The organism is Kaarinaea lacus (assembly GCF_975902315.1).
On the sequence record NZ_CDLKIE010000242.1, the window covers coordinates 1 to 18,014 of the forward strand.

Consider the following 18,014-nt stretch of genomic DNA (forward strand, 5'->3'; position numbering starts at 1 on the left):
CTTACGAACGCGCCATTAATGTGAATAGTTAACACTATAAAAATCTTGATTCGGTTGGAAAAATTACGGCTTCCTGTATATCATTTAGTAAGTAGTTAGTTAGCGCCAACAAACCAGTTTAAAAAATAATCAGGCTAATACTTATAATATGCGCTGACTGTTCAGAGACTTTTCCAATGTAATTCTTGTTTAACGCAAAGGCGACTTATAATCATGCAAGGGATATTCAAAAATGTATGAGTCATTTTATGGATTATCCCTTACACCCTTTCGGTTAACGCCTGACCCTCTCTTCTTCTTTAAAGGTGCTAGTCACAAACGCGGACTTGCCTTTCTCCGATACGCATTCCTTCAACGAGAGGGATTTGTTGTAATAACCGGAGCACCTGGTACCGGCAAAACTGAATTAATGCTTAACCTCATTAATGAGCTTCCAAGTGAAGATGTACTACTGGCGAAAGTGGTAACGTCCAACCTCGGCGCTGACGACCTGCTTGATTTTGTTGCGGCGTCATTTCTTTCGACACCCAAAGCTTCCAATAAAGGCGTAACCTTAAAAAAACTGGAAGAGTTTTTTATCTACCAGGCTAAACAAGGGAAGCAAATTTTATTACTAATTGATGAGGCACACAATTTACATACAAAATCCCTGATAGAACTTTCAATGCTGTCAAATTTTCAACTTGGAGAAAATCCTTTATTGCAGTGTTTCTTATTGGGACAGGAACCACTGGAGAACAAACTTGAACTTCCAGAATTAGCTCACCTGAAACAGCGGGTTATTGTATCCACACACCTGGAACCCTTAAATCAACACGATACCAGAGCATATATAGAACACCGCCTTAGCAAGGCAGGCTGGAAACGGGATCCGGAATTTACTAAAGCCACCCATTCATTAATCTTTCAATACTCTACGGGTATCCCCCGTAAAATTAATGCAGTGTGCAATCGCATCTTACTGGAAGCTTACCTGGACCAGAAGCATATTATCGACCATAGACTGGCTTTTAAAGTAATCAAGGAAATTCAGGAAGAACTCGGTGTTTCACCAATGAGCCTGGATCCGGATTTTTCTGTCATCGATAGTCCAGACACTCGATCGTCGAAACCAGACAAAATACGACAATTCGACAGGGCTGCTCCAAAACCTTCCTCGCCTTCAAAGCAGTACAGAAATGTTCAGGACAGGGCTTCATCCCAATCAAAATCTGAACCAGAACCGGTAAAACCTGCAAGGCAAACGTCTGTAGAACAATCTTATTCTTCTGACAGCGATGACTCGGTAGTTGTTGCGACATTACCTGTCGTTAGTGAAAAAACGGATATTAAAGCACCCATCAAAAGAATGCCTTCTGAAATACCGAACAATGTACTCCGGTTAAATACCAGTAAAAATCCTAAACGAAAGCCTGATCAGTATGTTGCTTCAAAGAAATTAGCGTCAACCGTCGAACCAAAGGTGCAAAATACGCCCAGGCAACTGGTTTCACAAAGACAGGCGAGCAATCAAACGCAAGGTAATAATTTACAGCTTTTAACCAAAGAAGCTCATCAAAGTGGCGCAATCAATAACGAACTACAAATATTAGCGCCATTTTATTCCGATTCATCGGCACAAAACATAGTAACTGCCAAAGCTCAAACTAATATACAGGAAGAACACGATAAAAAAATTATTATCGAGGAACTGGCGCAGAACCAGAGCATAGAAACGTCAACACTTGATGACGAAAACAAGGCATACGAGCGATTATCTACATCACATTCAAAAGCAAGTTGGTCACCGATTTCCAGGTTGGGGATGACTATTTCTGTGATTAGTTTATTTGCATTCTGGTGGTTTATTTATGGACCTGGATTAGATGCGACGTTAGAAGCATTTAATTTAATCGCGAGCACGCTTCAGGAAAAGTTGAATCAATACGATCTGGAATTTGCCGGTTTTAAATAAAAACAATTACTCTAACCAGCTCCTCTTATCCTGTAGAAAATTTAACTGGTCTCTTCTTCCGCTACCATTTCGCCAATTTAAGCAGCAGCACGCCTGTTACCCTGTTCAAACCCTGCTCGAAGCCTGGCGATCGTTCTCACTTATAACGAAAATAAACAACTGCTATTAAACGTTATTTTTTGATCGCCTGTTAAACAATTCGGTACATCTTCAACCAACTATTCGATGGAAATATCTAAAAATGTATTAATCGCATGTCAGCAAATATCGGGTATGAATTAGAACTAATTTAAATCTCGTTGTATTTATTCCAGTTTTTTTTAATGTGCTTTTGTTTTATTGATCTATATCAAACTCACCATTGCATAACCTAATAATATCCCTTTCTATAACCATAAAATACGTAAGTTTATTTTCGGTTGTCATTAAACGCTTTTTTTTCATACGTTGGGGAGATTATTAAGATGTCTGTCAATAAAAAAATTATGTTTGGCTTATTAGTAATGGGTTTGCTGGGAGGCAACAGCATCGCGCATGCTGTGGAAAAAGGTGACTGGTTACTTCGATTTGGAGTGACGATGGTTGCTCCTGATGCTAGCAGTTCTGGTCCAGCGGGTGTACTGCCTGATGATGCCGTGGATGTTGATGATGGTACATCTGTATCAGTAGATGGTACTTATATGTTCCGGGATAACATTGGTTTTGAACTGCTGGCTGCATATCCGTTTTCGCATGATATTACTTTAAATGGGACAAAAATTGCTGAAACCGATCAACTACCACCAACATTCAGCGTGCAATACCACTTTCGACCAAAAACCAACGTGCGGCCGTATGCTGGGATTGGCCTGAACTATACAACGTTTTTCAGCGAGAGTATTACTACAGAGGGTACAAGTGCAGGACTCACCAGTCTTTCACTGGATGACTCCATTGGTCTCGCGTTACAGGGTGGTATTGACATTGATATTAGCAAAAAATGGTATGTCAATCTTGTACTCCGCTACATCAATATCGAAACAACCGCTAAAACAAATGTGGGTGATATCAACGTGGACATTAATCCCTGGGTCTATACATTGGGTGTAGGCACCAGTTTCTAGCAAGTGCAGTAAAGGAAAAACCAGGGGGAACCTGAATCGTTCCCCCTTTTTTTGGTTGGTTTGTAATTTATTAATTAAAAAAACCTGTCCTGGCGAACTATCTTGTCACGTTTTATTCACCCGACTAACCTGTTAATTGTCCAAGTATTGTTTCTGCACAGGTGATGGGTAATGAGAAGTGCGCCTGTCCATGGACAGTGTTGAATGTGGAGTCCCGCAGTTGATCATGGAGATACTGGCTATGCGATATGGGAACAACCTTGTCCAGATCGCCATGCCAGATATCAACATGCACAGGAATATCCTGCAATGGGAATCCCCAGTCTCGCGAATATAATTGCATGTCCTGCACCGCACCCGCCGTACCCTGCCTGAACGCCTCCTGAATATTTAAAATCAGCATATCCCTGACTTCAGCATGCTGCAGTACCTGTTTATCTGGACCGCCATTTACCATCGCTATAATATCCAGCATCAGCGCCGGGCTGGTTTTTGCCAGTGCCATTACCGGTAAACCATGAGTGATTTTTAGCGCCTGCGGGTAATGACGTGCCAGAATAAATCCTGCATTCACAAACCAGCGCATATGATTTGAAAGCCCTGTGGCAAATATTGGACCCAAACCGCAAACAATACCTGTTCGCTTGATGCGCTGCGGAATACGATAAGCACAACTGAGTGCGCAAGGCGCACCACCAGATATGCCAATTGTGCTAAAAGTCTGAAAACCGAGTGTATCAGCCAAATGGGTTACATCATCACTCCACGCCAGCAAGGTACGGTTTGCCTGTATAGATGACAAACCGTAACCAGGTCTGTCAGGCGTAACTATCCTGATATTAAGTTTTGTCGCGGCTGAATCCAGGAGATAGCTCTCTATACGAGAACCAGGCAAACCATGGAAACTAAAAACTGGCTCACCCTGTTCAGCCCCGGCAATACAGTAACCCAGCTGACGTCCATCGGGCAATTTATGTATATGTGATTCTATACTCATATACGCTTTACTATCATTATATCGTTGAGTATAAATCAGATTAGGTGGAAATAAATAACATTAACTGCGAACAATGAAAAACCACGAATATTCAACTGACTTCAGCTGTCATTACAAATTAAAACTTCCCCTGAAAAAAACAAGGCACAAAAAAAAGCGATGATCTATCAATATATAATCAATAAACCATCGCTATCAGATGCCTATGGAGCATGTAAAACCAAAACTGATCTGTCTGCCAGGAACGCAATTAGTATCAATTTATTACTATGCGTAAAACCCCCAGCAAACCGTTAAGCAATCGAAAGGGCCTTATCCTTATCTTTTATGTTATCTAATTCATTGTCGAATGTTATTTCCAGGGAATCCTTTAACATCGTGTCGATCTGATCAATGGAGTTTTGCAGCACTGTTCGTCTCACCATGTCGCGCCAGGCTAACATTGCCTCCGAACTACCGCCGGGAAACATCAGACCCAATCCATTCTTTGCATGGTGCACCACCATCGCCGTTATCATATGAGACCTTGACTCACTACCTTTCCCGGACCGAAACTCCACTTTCAAGATAGTATTTGTTCTGTATTTCAGCGGTCCTGACTTCACAAACATACCATCGGCGCCAATATCGTCGGTTTTACAGTGAACGACGGGAATGTTGTTATGATACAGCAATACATTCATCGCAATTGGTAGTCTTACACTACAGCGATGCTCCATTCAAACCTCCGTATTATTACAGACGAATAACCTTCTCAACGAGTATCAAATTGCTGGTAACTATGTCAGCCGTTCAGGCTGCTTCATGTGCTCCCGAACCTTCGGACAGTCTGCTAGCTGCTTTCTGATCGCATTGAAAACGCAACATCTTGCATATGCAGCTAAATGACTGGCTGTTGTGCTGGCAAAAAGTCATACCTACTCCGCTATCGGCAACACGTGTCACCTTCACTTGCATTGGATACCATTTTTCTGCGCCGTCACTTTCTTCCGGAATTGCTAACGCCAACTCATCTCCAACCTGCAGATCAGCATTGTGACAACGCAGGAACATACCGTTTAAGCTAAAATCCTTCGCAATACTGTTCCGCACTATCGACCCATTGCGATACAGATTAACCCTTAGCTTTAGTGCAGACCTGTTTGCCCACCTTCGATCCCCTGCGTTATCCGAATGCTCTACGTCGAACATAGTTGTTTCAAGATCACCCGTTAATAAAACTGAGAGTTTCTCAAATAGATTGTTCATCATGTGCATGCACCCGACTTTTGTTTGATGTGGCTATCACTTTATATACTGCGCCTTTGTTTCTTTTTGGTTGTTGTTATTATTGAGTTATTCTTATTGAGTTATTTTTATTAAGCTACTTTCTAAGGTTTGTTAAACCTTATGTGCCTATCAAAACTCTAACTCGATTTTAGTCGCTTGAATATTGGGCATTTCTTTAAGAAACTAGGGAATTTCCCTATCCAATGAGGGATAGAATTTTAGGTTAAGCGCAGTAAAACCAGAGACTAACACTGATAAAATTACATAGAAGTTACAGGTTGATTATTTTCCAGGAATAACTGAGGATATCTGTAGGATATTTCTGTAGACGAGGCAATCCCAATACCAGGCTTACCACTCATTGATAGTATGCCCCTGAAACAAAGCCCGGCGACAATTCTGTCTCAAAGCTTAGCTTTTACTACTAACCGCCAACCGAGCAAGTTCTACAACGGTTTTTACCTCCATTTTCTCCATAATATGGATACGATGGACATCGACAGTCTTTGAGCTAATACCTAGCTGCGCCGCAATCGCTTTACTGCCTTTACCCAATATTAGTAAGTCCATGATTTCCCGTTCACGAGGTGACAAATGTTCTGCCCGCAGCTGGAATTTGACACGATGATTTTGTTCCTCAAATGCCTCACTGCTCTTATCGATCGCTTTAGTAATGGCGTCGAGTAAAGCCTGATCGTTGAAGGGTTTCTCCAGAACATCCATCGCCCCTGCTTTCATGGCACGCACCGCGATGGGTACATCGCCATGTCCGGTAATGATAATGATGGGAAGCTGGATTTTTTTTTCGTTGAGAACACGCTGTAATTCCAGTCCACTCATCTCAGGCATACGCACATCAAGAATCAAACACCCCGGTTTCGATGTATCATATGACTCCAAAAACGCTTGCGCAGAAGCAAAACATGTTGCATTCAGGCCAACCGATTGCATCAACAAATCCAGCGAGTCTCGCACCGCTGCATCATCATCAACAATATACACTGCCACATCAGACCGCATTTCCATCCCTCAAATAATAACCAGCGAAATTCAAATCAGGCGCAACAAGCCTCGTATCTTGTATAATGTACAATCCTGCGCAGATACACGCCACTTTATTGTATACATTACCAAATAGTTCAATCGCGGACACTGAATGATTCATATTTTATTTGTTGGCAAGGTAAAGAAAAAACTTGCTCCCTGGCCGGGCTCTGATTCCACCCATAATTTGCCATGATGTGCCTCGATAATCGAGCGACTGATTGACAACCCCATACCCATTCCAGCGCCTTCCCTGGTGGTGACAAAAGGTTCAAATATCTGGCGCCTGGTTTGTTCATCCATGCCTGGACCGGTATCAGACACTGTCACCTGGATACAGGCATCACTATTCATTTCTGTGCGTATAGTTAATTCGCGCGTTGTACTTTCGGCTTCATACATCGCTTCCATACTATTCTTCACCAGATTTATTATTACCTGTTCGATTTGTATAGGATCGACAACAGTCATTGGTAAGTTAAGATCTGGTTCTATCTTTGTTATGACTCCATACCTTCGCGCATCTGCAACGATTAATTTCATGGATCTATTTATCAGATCGTTCAAATTTGCTTCGCCTTTTTGCGCTGCCTTCTTGCTGACCAACTGTCGCAAATGCCGAATAATTTCTGCCGCTCTTCTGGCCTGACTCTGCGAACCTAAAATTGCTTCTTTAAGCTTATCGGGTTTCTCTTTTCCAGTTTCCAGTATCCTCAATGCAACATCAGAATAAGTAGCAATAGCCGACAAGGGTTGATTTAATTCGTGGGCAATGCCCGTTGCCATTTCACCCATTACATTCAGCCTGGCCATGTGGGCAAGCTCAGCCTGATGTTGACGGGCTTTCTCTTCGGCATGCACACGATCCGTTATATCTTCGCCAGCGCTTAATGTTCCAATAATATTCCCACCATCATCATGAAAATAGCTGTTATGCCAGGCTATCAGGCGCTTGATCCCGGTACGGGTTAGCACCGGATTTTCATAATATTCAGCGGTTTCCAGTTTACCCTGCATGATTTCCTTAAAAACCGGATATACAATTTCCATACCTTCAGGTTGCGGCAAACAAGTGCCAAACCAGTTTTTGCCTAATAATTCTTCTTCTGCAAAGCCTAACAATTCACAGCCTTTTCTGTTAATGAGGGTAATTTCCCCAACCTGATTTAAAGAAACAATGATAGCCTCGACAGTGTCAAGATAACGTTGCGCCATGTCACGTTCGTTACGCAACGCATTCTCGGCCTGTTTACGGTTACTAATATTTCGATGTGCAACGACCACCCCTCCATCGCCAACACTGTAAGGCGTAACATACATAACGAACCAGCGTTTTTCGTGTGGTGAATCACAACAGGCATATTCCATGGAGAACCTATCACTAATACCATTTAAAACATTTTCCAGGCCATGTAGTGCCAATTTATCTTCTTCCAGTCCTGAATTACTTGAAGTCCGAATCTCATCAAGATAATTATCTCCAATTTCAGAATGAATTAATCTGGCATTACGATATTTGAGTGCGAAGTTTCGCCAAGCCTCATTGGTTGAGACAATTACACCCTCTTTGTTTATTACCGCGATGTTATCCACAAGGGAATCCAAAACTGTTTGTATAAATTGCTGCCGTTCCCTTACCGCGCTTTCTGCATGTTTACGTTCTTCAATTTCGTGCCTAAGTTCCTTATTAATCACTTCCAGTTCTGCGGTTCGTTCCTGAACTCGCCTTTCCAGTTCGTTACGTGCATCACGCAATACATCTTCTGTGTGTTTGCGATCTGCGATATCCCGCATAACGCCTGCCAGTTTTAATGGCTGCCCCTTTCCGTCTGTTACAATTTTTCCGGTAAAAGAAAACTGGCGAACACTACCGTCTTTATCAACCAGGTCTGTTTCATAGTCGTTAATCATGCCATCCCCGTGAATTTGGGCTAACAGCTTTTCCCGATCATCTGGATTCGCATAAAAATCACCCATAAAACGGCCCAGTAATTCTTCCCGGGTGTAACCAGTCTGGTATTTCACCGAGGGACTGACTTCCAGTATGGTGCCATCCAGTCCGATTTCAGCGTACACATCCAGAATGGAATTAAATACCTGACGATACTTGTCTTCACTTTTCCGTAAAGCATACTCAACTTGCCTGCGAGACGTGATATCAGAAAAACTGGCAACAGAGCCACTAATTTTACCATCACGATGAATAGGATCGGATCGATACTCCACCTCAAAGCTTGATCCATCAGCACGCCATAGCAACTCATCATCCACAAAAAAACTTTTTCCTTCGCGGTAGGCACCATATATTCGGCACTCATCATCAGAGCAAGGTTCGCCGTCAAACTTTGTATGATGAATAATAGGGTGAATATTTTTGCCAACCAAATCGGACGCATTTTTATAACCTAGCAGGTGTAGCGCTGCTGGATTTATAAAAGTACAATTGCCCTGTAAATCCACACCAAAAACGCCTTCCCCCACGGATTCCAGTAACAAGCGTAACCGTGCTTCACTATCACTTTTTTGCTGCACCGCGAGTCTCATGTTGCTGTAAACCACATGCAAAATTACTAGTCCGATTGACAGAACCATTGCCAGAATTGTGAGTGTAATTATGGCAAGCCGTATATGCCGGATAGATTCATAGGCCTCTTTCTTATCCTGTTCGGTAGCAATACCGAAACCCAAATCGTGATCCCATAACCAGGTCCCTATTACGGATGTACCGCGATAATCCTGATAACCTGTTAAATCACTACCTGACTCGCCAGCAATTGCACTCGCCGCCATTCGAGTTAATGGCCTGGACTGTTTAAGTAAAACAGTTGTTTTATTCGCCCTGAGCTGTTCACCAGGATCCCGTATTTCAATATTCAGTATGCCAAGCTGGTCATTCGAGAGGAGGCCAATTTCTCGTAGTTCGTCAACAAACCGACTGTTACTAATCAAACGCCCCTCACCATCAAATGCGTATGTTTCCCCGGTTTTTCCAATCCGGCCTTGTTGAAGTATTTTTGTAAAATCATCCGCCGGATTCATTCGAAAAGCGAAGATCGCGACTGGCTTACCAGATCTATCGAGTACAGGAGCACCTACAAACATGGTTGGTAAATGTTTTTTTAATCCACCACTGCTATCCCTAAGCGGTACATCGGATTTAACCGGCAAACTTAAAGCAGGCTTTCCAGACAAGATATTCTGAAAAAATTTTTCCTGTTTAATGAGCAGGTTTTTCACACCAATATTTTCATCGCGGCTGGATGCAAGATTTACATAATCATAGGAGATAATAAAAAAGCCCTGATACCCCATTCCGACCAGTGCAGGGCTTAGGTGCTCGCGGTACAGGTTTTTAACTGGCGAAGCCAGGAGCTGTTGCCTGGAGCGCGGTAACTCGAGTAGCTGCTGGGTGTACTGGCGCAGTTCAGGAGAATTGGCCCACAAGCTTGCCACGGCTTTTTGGTCCTTTACCCATAATTTTATTGCCTGATGCGTGGTCTGCAGCACTACCCTGAGTGATTGTTCCATTTCACGTTCTGCGTCAGTTCGCAATCTATCCTGAATCAACCACGATGCTGTCCCTAGCAATAAAATAACTATGAGCGAACCCGCAATCAGAAATTTTTCGGATGAATTTATGCGCATAAACAGGCGATGTTACATACTGGATATTATTGACATATGCTACCGGGAAACTGGCCATTACTGATTGATCTTAAACAATTAAATGCAATCTAATCGTAAATTGGCCAGTCTTGATTAAATGTAGCCCGCATTGACAATATCCACCGGGGTGAAAGTGGATTAACTGGTGAAATTTATAAGGATAGTGATAGCTTCAGTATGAGAGACTGACTATCGGTTTTATGTATCGGGCTGGTCACCTGCCTTTATTTTCCAGGGGTCTACATTTACTGCGCCGGCAACCTTTCCGTCCTTGCGATGCAACACCAGCAATATCTGTTTTTTCTTACCCACAAGCGGAAAATAAGCACACTCATCGACGGTTAAGCAGTTCTGAGCAACAAAGTCATTAATCAAACCCGCTGCGACCGATTTATTATCACGAATGTTGTCACCGTCAATACTTCGTAAAACTATCGACGGTAAATGCAAGCTCATTGGTTCATAATGCTCAGATCGAAACTCCAGATCAGGCTTTCCTGCCAACACTTCCTGTATCAGCTGGTTTTTTTCTTCTGCGGTCTCAGGCATCCTGGAATAAACAGCGACGGGCTTTTGATTGAAGCGCGGAAGGGAAACAGCGGGCCCAAGCAGGGAGGTATCAATATCCCCTTTTGATACTAATGTAAATCGATCCACGGCAAATACTAAAAACACTGGTCGTTGATCATAGATAGTAAATGCACCAAATGCTAATACCCCAAGCTGCACAATACCAACCAGCACCAGATCGAGCATTAATCCCTTCTTCCCTGGTTTGTAGAGTAATAAAGTTAACATCGGACCAACCACAATACTGACTACCGCTAAAATTATCAGAATTAACCAGCCGCCTTCAGCGCTCATATAGGGTTCAGGACTCCACCAACTCAGTGTGGCAAAGCTAATAGCAGCCAAAACCAACAGGGTAACCTGTAAATGTCCAGCAAATAGTCGAGAGCGTGTTGTCATCATCGATATATCATTGACTGTTCCGATGCCATATTAAACGGCCATCCTGATATATTTCTTTGACGCGATGGTAAGGAATAGAGTGCAGGTCACCTTCTTCGTCTATCACCTCAAACATGAAATGATGATCATCAGGGAATCGAATCTCTTTAAATGCCACCTTTATAATCGTATCTTCCATCCGGTCATAGTAGCCAATGATAAAACTGTCAGCTGTCAGATGTTCATCCCAGCGAATTTGGCTTAATATTTCCTGTGCGGTTTTCATAAGCAAACGAAATTGTGCACTGTCTCATCATCCTAAATATAGCACTTACATCACGTCGCAATGTTAGTCATCAATGCTTGACACAATCTTGAAGCAGGTATTAGACTTTCCGAGCTCACAATTCCTTTAGAATCTGTTATTGACAGACACTAATTCATTGAAACTGGCACCCCTATTGAGCATGGCTTCGCAACAACAAACAAAAGTTTTATTATTCCTGTTCAGTTTTTTGCTGGTGCAAGGCGTTGTTGTTCTTACGGAATTTGAGCATCCTCTGCATAATGCTGACAGCAGTTGCGAAATTTGTATTGCTGTTGATCATTTGTCCAGCGGACTTATTACCCTCGAAAGCGGTAATCACTTATGGTTGCAGAATGAGTTAGATACTTTTCCTGGCTTCTCGCCTTATTTTCAATCCCATTTCACTGCATTCTCCGTCAGAGCTCCTCCCGCTCTCTAAGCATATTCGGAATTAGCGTTTTTTCGTTAATGGTATACAACCGTCGCTGATTAACATCACGGCGGTTTTGATGAATGTGATGGGAGTTTTCCGTGAACATGCGTTTTACAGAAAAGCTAATTATTTCGATGGCAACGCTTGCTTTCGTAGCAATGGCTGAAATTGCACAGGCAAATAGTACGGGGCGCATCAGCGCCAATGAATTTAATCCTGCAATCAGCCTGATACTTGAGGGGCGTTATGCAGATTATAGCGAACCGTTTGAATTACCCGGATTTCAATTGGGCGGAGAAGCCGGTATTTACGAAAAAGGTTTTTCCATGGGACACAATGAGCTGACGCTTAGTGCCAATGTTGATGAATATTTCTATGGCATGTTTAACGTGGCGATTGTGCGCGAAGACAGTGAAACAGTGGTCGAGCTGGAAGAAGCCTATATTGAAACTTTAGGTCTGGGCAACGGCTTCACTATCAAAGCCGGACAGTTTTATTCCGGCCTGGGTTACCTCAATGCCATTCACGATCATGCGCAAGATTTTGCGGATGTACCCCTGGTGTATGCCGCAATGTTTGGCAATCACGTTCTGGAAACCGGTATTCAACTACGCTGGCTGGCACCCACCGATCTGTTTCTGGAATTTGGTGCGGAAACAGGATCCGGTGACGATTTTCCCGGCGGTAGTAACGAAGAAAATAATAAAGGCAGAACCTTGTTCGTCAAAACCGGCGGTGACTTTAGTGTTAGCTCCAGTTGGCAGGCCGGCCTGTCCTATTACACAACGCAATTTGATGTACGCGAAGGTGGTGGCCATGCCCATGGTAGCGGCACAGCGGATACGGATCTGGAAATTCTGGATGGTGAAACGTCCATTCCCGGTATCGACTTCGTCTACAAATGGGCGCCCAGGGGCAATCCAGGTCAACGTAATCTGAAAATCCAGTTTGAGTATTTTTTTCGTGACGAAGAAGGCCAGCTGGAATATACAGACAACATTAATAATCTTACCGGCTCTGCGAAGTATGATGGAGATCAGGCCGGTTTCTACGTGCAAGCGGTTTACCAGTGGATGCCTCGATGGCGCGTTGGCCTGCGTTACGACCACCTGACTACCGATAATCAATTAAGCAACGTAACAGGTGACTTCACGCCAGACGAACTCGGTGAAGAAACTGAGCTGGTTACAGACCACGATCCAAAACGAAGCACAGTGATGGTCGACTATTCTCCCAGTGAATTTACGCGGTTTCGCGTGCAATACATGAAAGATGATTCTGGTGAGGTATCCGACGATCGAATTTACCTGCAGTTTATAGCCAGCCTGGGTTCCCATGGCGCTCACAAGTACTAACCGCTGGAGCAAGCTCATGAACAAAATCAGCTGTTTGATTATTGTATTGGTTACTGTGGCTTTTCCGCATATCACACTGGCTCGCATCAACGTGTTTGCCTGTGAACCGGAATGGGCGTCACTATCCAGAGAGCTCGGTGGTGAAGATGTGAAAATTTACACCGCCACTACCGCATTTCAGGATCCGCATCGTATCGAGGCCAGGCCGTCATTAATTGCTAAAATGCGCCGCGCTGATTTGGTAGTGTGTTCGGGTGCCGACCTGGAAATTGGCTGGCTTCCGCTGCTGTTACGTTCATCCGCCAATAAAAAAGTGCAAATCGGCCAGCCTGGTTACTTTGAAGCGGCAATGCAGGTAGAACGTCTGGAAGTACTGGAAAAAGCGGATCGCTCTATGGGCGACGTCCATATCCAGGGTAATCCCCACGTACACCTGGATCCACGGCGTATTGCTACTATAGCCGCGGCATTAACAGAACGGCTCATGGAAATCGATCCTGATAATACCGCTCAATACCGGCAGCGTGGGAATGAATTTCAATCGCGCTGGCAAGCCGCTATGGAGCAATGGAACGCTAAGGCTACGCCACTAAAAGGTAAGCGCATTGTGGTTCACCATAAAGACTGGGTATACCTGTTCGACTGGCTGGGTATCGAGGAAGCCGGCACACTGGAATCGAAACCCGGCGTCCCACCAAGCACCAGTCATCTCGCCAAACTTTTATCGAGCTTACAATCCAGGCCGGCAAAATTGATTATCTACACCAGTTATCAACACGACAAAGCGGCCTTGTGGGTAAGCGCGCGAACAAGCATACCCGCTGTGCAATTACCATTTACGGTCGGTGGAAGTGATAAAGCCAATGACCTGTTTGCATTAATGGACGAAACATTAGACTTATTGCTTAACGATACGAACTAGACATGAACATCCTGGAGCTTAGCATCCTGTTACCGGCAATGCTGGCAGGAAGCCTTGTCGTTTTAACTCACGTACCCCTGGGTCAGGAAGTGCTACGTCGCGGTATTATTTTTATCGACCTCGCTATTGCCCAAATAGCCGGACTTGGCGTTATCGCTGCTTATAGTTTTGGCTGGGAAACCCATGGCTGGGAAGTACAAAGTATTGCGGTAAGTACCGCGTTGACTGGCGCCCTGTTTTTGTACTGGTGTGAGAAGCGTTGGCCAGATATTCAGGAAGCCATCATTGGTGTTGTATTTATTCTGGCTGCCACAGCTGGCATCTTATTGCTTGCTAACAATCCTCACGCAGGCGAACACATTAAGGAACTACTTGTAGGACAGATATTATGGGTAACTTATGAATCCTTAATTCCAGTTATTGTCATCTATGCTTTGGTGCTTGCCGGCTGGTTTACTTTTTATAAACGATTTGGCAGTCCCGGTTTCTACATACTTTTTGCCATTACTGTAACCTTGTCAGTGCAACTGGTTGGTATTTATCTGGTGTTCGCCAGTTTGATCATACCGGCCCTCGCAACTCGCAGCATGCAACAACATCGCCTGTGGGCAGGTTATACGATTGGCTTAATGGGTTATGCTACTGGATTATTAGTATCGGCAATATTTGATTTACCTTCCGGCGCAGTGGTTGTGTGGGCGTTGGCGATCATCGCTATTGCAGTAGCCAGCTCTCTTTCTGTGGTAAAAAGAATCCGCACAAAACAAAATTAACCAGCTGTTATTGCGCCAGTATCCGGTGCAACTTATACAGGTAAGGATCCAGAGATTTCTTCTGTTCCCAGGTTTGCTCCAGTGGTGTAACTGCCAACTGGCTGTTTATCATTCCCACCATAATGTTTGTTGCACCCTCGACTGCCTGTTCGACAGCGTGCGCACCCAGCCGGGTTGCCAGAATACGATCCAGTGCCGCAGGTGAACCACCGCGTTGTATATAGCCTAATATGCACGGACGACATTCCACACCGGATTGTTCTTCAAGCTCTGTCGCCAATGTTGTCGCACCACCATTATAAGCACCTTCTGCAACTACGATGATAAAACTGACTTTACCCTTTGCCTTCGCCTGCTGAATATCGTTCACCAGGTTTTTCATCTCAACACCTCGCTCCGGCACCAGGATTTCTTCTGCACCACCTGCTATACCAACACCTTCAGCAATAAAGCCTGCCATGCGTCCCATGACTTCGACGACGAACACCCGGTCGATAGCATCAGCGGTATCGCGAATTTTATCTATCGCATCAAGCGCCGTATCCAGTGCTGTAAAAAACCCAATCGTAAAATCCGTACCCGATAAATCATTATCAATTGTGCCCGGCAGTCCGATGATTTGACCGGGCCAAATCTCTGATAATGCATGCGCACCACGCAATGAACCATCGCCGCCGATTACCAGTAGCGCATCAACTTCCAGGTCGGTGAGATTTTTGGCAGCCTGTGCCCTGCCCTCGGGAGTACGAAATGCTTTACAACGTGCGCTACGTAAAATGGTACCGCCACGTTGAATAATATTGGAAACTGAACGGTTGTTGAGGTTTATGTAGTTATTGTTTATTAAACCCTGATAGGCATGCATGAAACCGAATACCTCCAGGTCATAATGCGTAGCCGTTCGAACAATTGAACGTACCGCGGCATTCATTCCGGGAGAGTCGCCGCCACTGGTAATAACAGCAATTTTTTTTATACGGGCCATTTTCCTGATTATTGGTAATTTTGAACGGGTATCTTTAATATCATACGCTAATTTTTGTGGCCTGAAATGATAGTTTGTTCCAACAATATTGAGGTAAGACTGGTTTCATTAATGCATCAATGGCAAATATTTAGCAGCTGTACTAGAGTTGTTAGAGCGGCGGGTATTTAGCCAAAACTGACTTCCACCTGCACTTTATATACAGCCATGAAGTTGGCAAAAAATAGCGTTTGTCACATTCAAATCTGTATATAAATGTCTATAAATCTGGAATATTTTAAAAGCAATAAATGGAATCGATTATTCCGATAGAAAAAAGTGCGCGCGTTATTTTAGATGCATCCCATGACGCAATGGCCATCGTCGCCGCCGAAACCGGAGACTTTATTGCCATTAACGATTGTCATTCTCGCTTGTTTGGATTTTCGCTAGATGCCCTCAATAAACTGGGCTTAGGAAGACTTTACCAGTTTGACAAGCAGTCTGGAACGGCCAACGCCCTGCAGGCAATACAGGACGCCAAATCCTATGAAGTCTTTTTATGGCGAGCTAACAATCATCTAGGCGGTTCTGTCGACGTGGAATTAACCTGCAGTCCTCTTGAACTGTCCGGTACACGATACCTCCTGTTGGTCAGTAAACCCATTTCTGAAACCAGCAGTACTACCAAGTTTTCCGGCATGATTTCCGTGGAACAGGCCTTCCAGGATTCCGAGGCCAAGTGGCAATCCATTACCGAGAATACCGCCGACTACATAATGCTGATCGACCCGCAGGGCAAGATACTCTATATCAATCATACGGTACCAGACCTCACCATCGACCAGGTCATAGGACAGTCAGCTTATGACTTTGTTAAACCGGAACAGGTGCCCATACTAAAAAACGCGTATGAATCCGTGATAAGAACCGGGCAACCCACCCGGTTTGAAATCGACTATGAATCCGCCGATGGAATTACCTACCTGGAGAACCGTGCGAGCCCGGTACTGCGTGACGGCAAAGTTATCGCGATAACAGTGTCAAGCCGGGATGTTACTGAATGGAGACATGCACTGGCAGCCCTGGAAAAAAGTCAGGAACACCTCAGCCATGCCCTGGCGGCCGGAAAAACTGGCACCTGGGAATGGAATACGGAAACTAATGAAGTGATGTGGTCAGAGGGTGTCGAGGTCATGTTCGGCATGGAACCTGGATCCTTTCAAGGCTCCTACGACGCATATCGTTCACTGGTACATCCGGATGATTTAGGCATCATTGACAATGCTATTGAACAAACCCTGGTACACAACGCGCCATACTACGTTGAACATCGCTGTATTTTTCCTGATGGTTCACTGCACTGGTTAAGTGGCCAGGGTAGTGTTTATCGCGACAGCACCGGCAAACCTTTAAGAATGGTGGGTACTGTCACGGATATATCGGAACGTAGGGAGTCTGAGAAAGCATTAAGACAAAGCGAATTCCTGTTGGCAAAGTCACAGGAAATAACACATATCGGTAGTTATTCCTGGGATATCGCCACCAATAAATATACCTGGTCCGATGAAATGCATCGTATCTTTGGTTTGTCAAAAGAAGCATTCGATGGTTCAGCAGAAACTGTCATAGAAAACGCTATACATCCTGATGACCGACAGAAACTTTATGAAGGACAACAGAAGGTCATCGCTGAAAAGAAAACTCAGCCTATGGAGTTCAGGATCTTGCGGCCGGACGGCACCATACGCCAAGTGTACGCCAGTGCATTTTTAAATTTTGACGAAACGGGCAAGCTCAAATCGATGATTGGTACCGTGCAGGACATTACCGAACGTAAACGGGCCGAAGCGGCTTTACTCGAATCACAACAAAAATTAAGTCTTCATTTCCAACAAACTCCCCTGGGTGTCATCAGTTTTGACACTGATTTCAAAATTATCGAGTGGAATCCGGCCGCGGAAAAAATATTTGGTTATTCTCGCATAGAAGCGCTCGGTAAAATACCAGTTGGTTTAATCGTATCCGAAAAGATTGTGCAAAAAGTCGATAAGATATGGAACGCTTTGCTTCATATGTCAGGGGGCACCAGAAGCACCAACGAAAACATAACGAAGACAGGTAAAACAATAATTTGTGAATGGTATAACACACCACTCGTAGACGACTCAGGAAAAGTGATTGGCGTCTCTTCACTGGTACAGGATGTTACTGAGCGGATAACCGCCCAGCGGGAGCTTGATAAACACCGCCGCCACCTGGAAGAACTGGTTGCC

Annotated in this window: 15 protein-coding genes; 7 read left to right on the forward strand and 8 right to left on the reverse strand. The window is 44.2% G+C overall.

Annotated features, from left to right (window positions below; all coding sequences use genetic code 11):
• Nucleotides 1-232: 232 nt before the first annotated feature.
• Together ACWVCM_RS07475 and ACWVCM_RS07480 are read left to right on the forward strand one after the other, a co-directional pair.
• A complete protein-coding gene (locus tag ACWVCM_RS07475; protein ID WP_455201104.1) occupies nt 233-1,954 on the forward strand; it encodes an ExeA family protein in 1,722 nt (573 codons plus the stop codon).
• A gap of 464 nt (nt 1,955-2,418) precedes the next feature.
• A complete protein-coding gene (locus ACWVCM_RS07480; RefSeq protein ID WP_455201105.1) occupies nt 2,419-3,057 on the forward strand; it encodes an OmpW/AlkL family protein in 639 nt (212 codons plus the stop codon).
• A gap of 124 nt (nt 3,058-3,181) precedes the next feature.
• Here the strand turns inward: ACWVCM_RS07480 and ACWVCM_RS07485 are convergent, their stop codons facing one another.
• The 7 genes from ACWVCM_RS07485 to ACWVCM_RS07515 form a co-directional block, all read right to left on the reverse strand.
• Nucleotides 3,182-4,054, reverse strand: a complete 873-nt coding sequence (locus ACWVCM_RS07485) for an alpha/beta fold hydrolase (protein WP_455201106.1) — start codon at nt 4,052-4,054, stop codon at nt 3,182-3,184.
• Between the two features lie 293 nt (nt 4,055-4,347).
• The gene (locus ACWVCM_RS07490) at nt 4,348-4,773 is read right to left on the reverse strand and encodes a PilZ domain-containing protein (RefSeq protein WP_455201107.1); all 426 of its coding nucleotides are present in this window, start codon (nt 4,771-4,773) and stop codon (nt 4,348-4,350) included.
• 73 nt (nt 4,774-4,846) lie between these two features.
• A complete protein-coding gene (locus ACWVCM_RS07495) occupies nt 4,847-5,305 on the reverse strand; it encodes a PilZ domain-containing protein (RefSeq protein ID WP_455201108.1) in 459 nt (152 codons plus the stop codon).
• 429 nt (nt 5,306-5,734) lie between these two features.
• On the reverse strand, nt 5,735-6,343 hold the full coding sequence (locus tag ACWVCM_RS07500; protein WP_455201109.1) for a response regulator transcription factor: 609 nt from the start codon (nt 6,341-6,343) through the stop codon (nt 5,735-5,737).
• Nucleotides 6,344-6,484: 141 nt separating this feature from the next.
• A complete protein-coding gene (locus ACWVCM_RS07505) occupies nt 6,485-9,895 on the reverse strand; it encodes a PAS domain S-box protein (RefSeq protein ID WP_455201110.1) in 3,411 nt (1,136 codons plus the stop codon).
• A 336-nt stretch (nt 9,896-10,231) separates the two neighbouring features.
• A complete protein-coding gene (locus ACWVCM_RS07510) occupies nt 10,232-11,005 on the reverse strand; it encodes a hypothetical protein (protein WP_455201111.1) in 774 nt (257 codons plus the stop codon).
• A gap of 7 nt (nt 11,006-11,012) precedes the next feature.
• The gene (locus tag ACWVCM_RS07515) at nt 11,013-11,270 is read right to left on the reverse strand and encodes a DUF504 domain-containing protein (protein WP_455201112.1); all 258 of its coding nucleotides are present in this window, start codon (nt 11,268-11,270) and stop codon (nt 11,013-11,015) included.
• Between the two features lie 139 nt (nt 11,271-11,409).
• Here ACWVCM_RS07515 and ACWVCM_RS07520 point away from each other — a divergent pair, with 139 nt between their 5' ends.
• The 4 genes from ACWVCM_RS07520 (at nt 11,410) to ACWVCM_RS07535 (ending at nt 14,774) form a co-directional block, all read left to right on the forward strand.
• Nucleotides 11,410-11,730 (forward strand): hypothetical protein, encoded by a 321-nt coding sequence (locus tag ACWVCM_RS07520; RefSeq protein ID WP_455201113.1) that lies wholly within the window; start codon nt 11,410-11,412, stop codon nt 11,728-11,730.
• Between the two features lie 92 nt (nt 11,731-11,822).
• Nucleotides 11,823-13,079 carry a TonB-dependent receptor gene (locus ACWVCM_RS07525; protein WP_455201114.1) on the forward strand — a complete coding sequence of 419 codons (1,257 nt, stop codon included), beginning with the start codon at nt 11,823-11,825 and terminating at the stop codon, nt 13,077-13,079.
• Nucleotides 13,080-13,095: 16 nt separating this feature from the next.
• The gene (locus ACWVCM_RS07530; protein ID WP_455201115.1) at nt 13,096-14,001 is read left to right on the forward strand and encodes a metal ABC transporter substrate-binding protein; all 906 of its coding nucleotides are present in this window, start codon (nt 13,096-13,098) and stop codon (nt 13,999-14,001) included.
• 2 nt (nt 14,002-14,003) lie between these two features.
• The gene (locus tag ACWVCM_RS07535; RefSeq protein ID WP_455201116.1) at nt 14,004-14,774 is read left to right on the forward strand and encodes a metal ABC transporter permease; all 771 of its coding nucleotides are present in this window, start codon (nt 14,004-14,006) and stop codon (nt 14,772-14,774) included.
• A gap of 7 nt (nt 14,775-14,781) precedes the next feature.
• Here the strand turns inward: ACWVCM_RS07535 and pfkA are convergent, their stop codons facing one another.
• A complete protein-coding gene (pfkA, locus tag ACWVCM_RS07540) occupies nt 14,782-15,759 on the reverse strand; it encodes a 6-phosphofructokinase (RefSeq protein ID WP_455201117.1) in 978 nt (325 codons plus the stop codon).
• Nucleotides 15,760-16,049: 290 nt separating this feature from the next.
• Between pfkA and ACWVCM_RS07545 the strand changes: the two genes are divergently transcribed.
• On the forward strand, nt 16,050-18,014 hold a 1,965-nt coding region (locus tag ACWVCM_RS07545), incomplete at its 3' end, for a PAS domain-containing protein (RefSeq protein ID WP_455201118.1).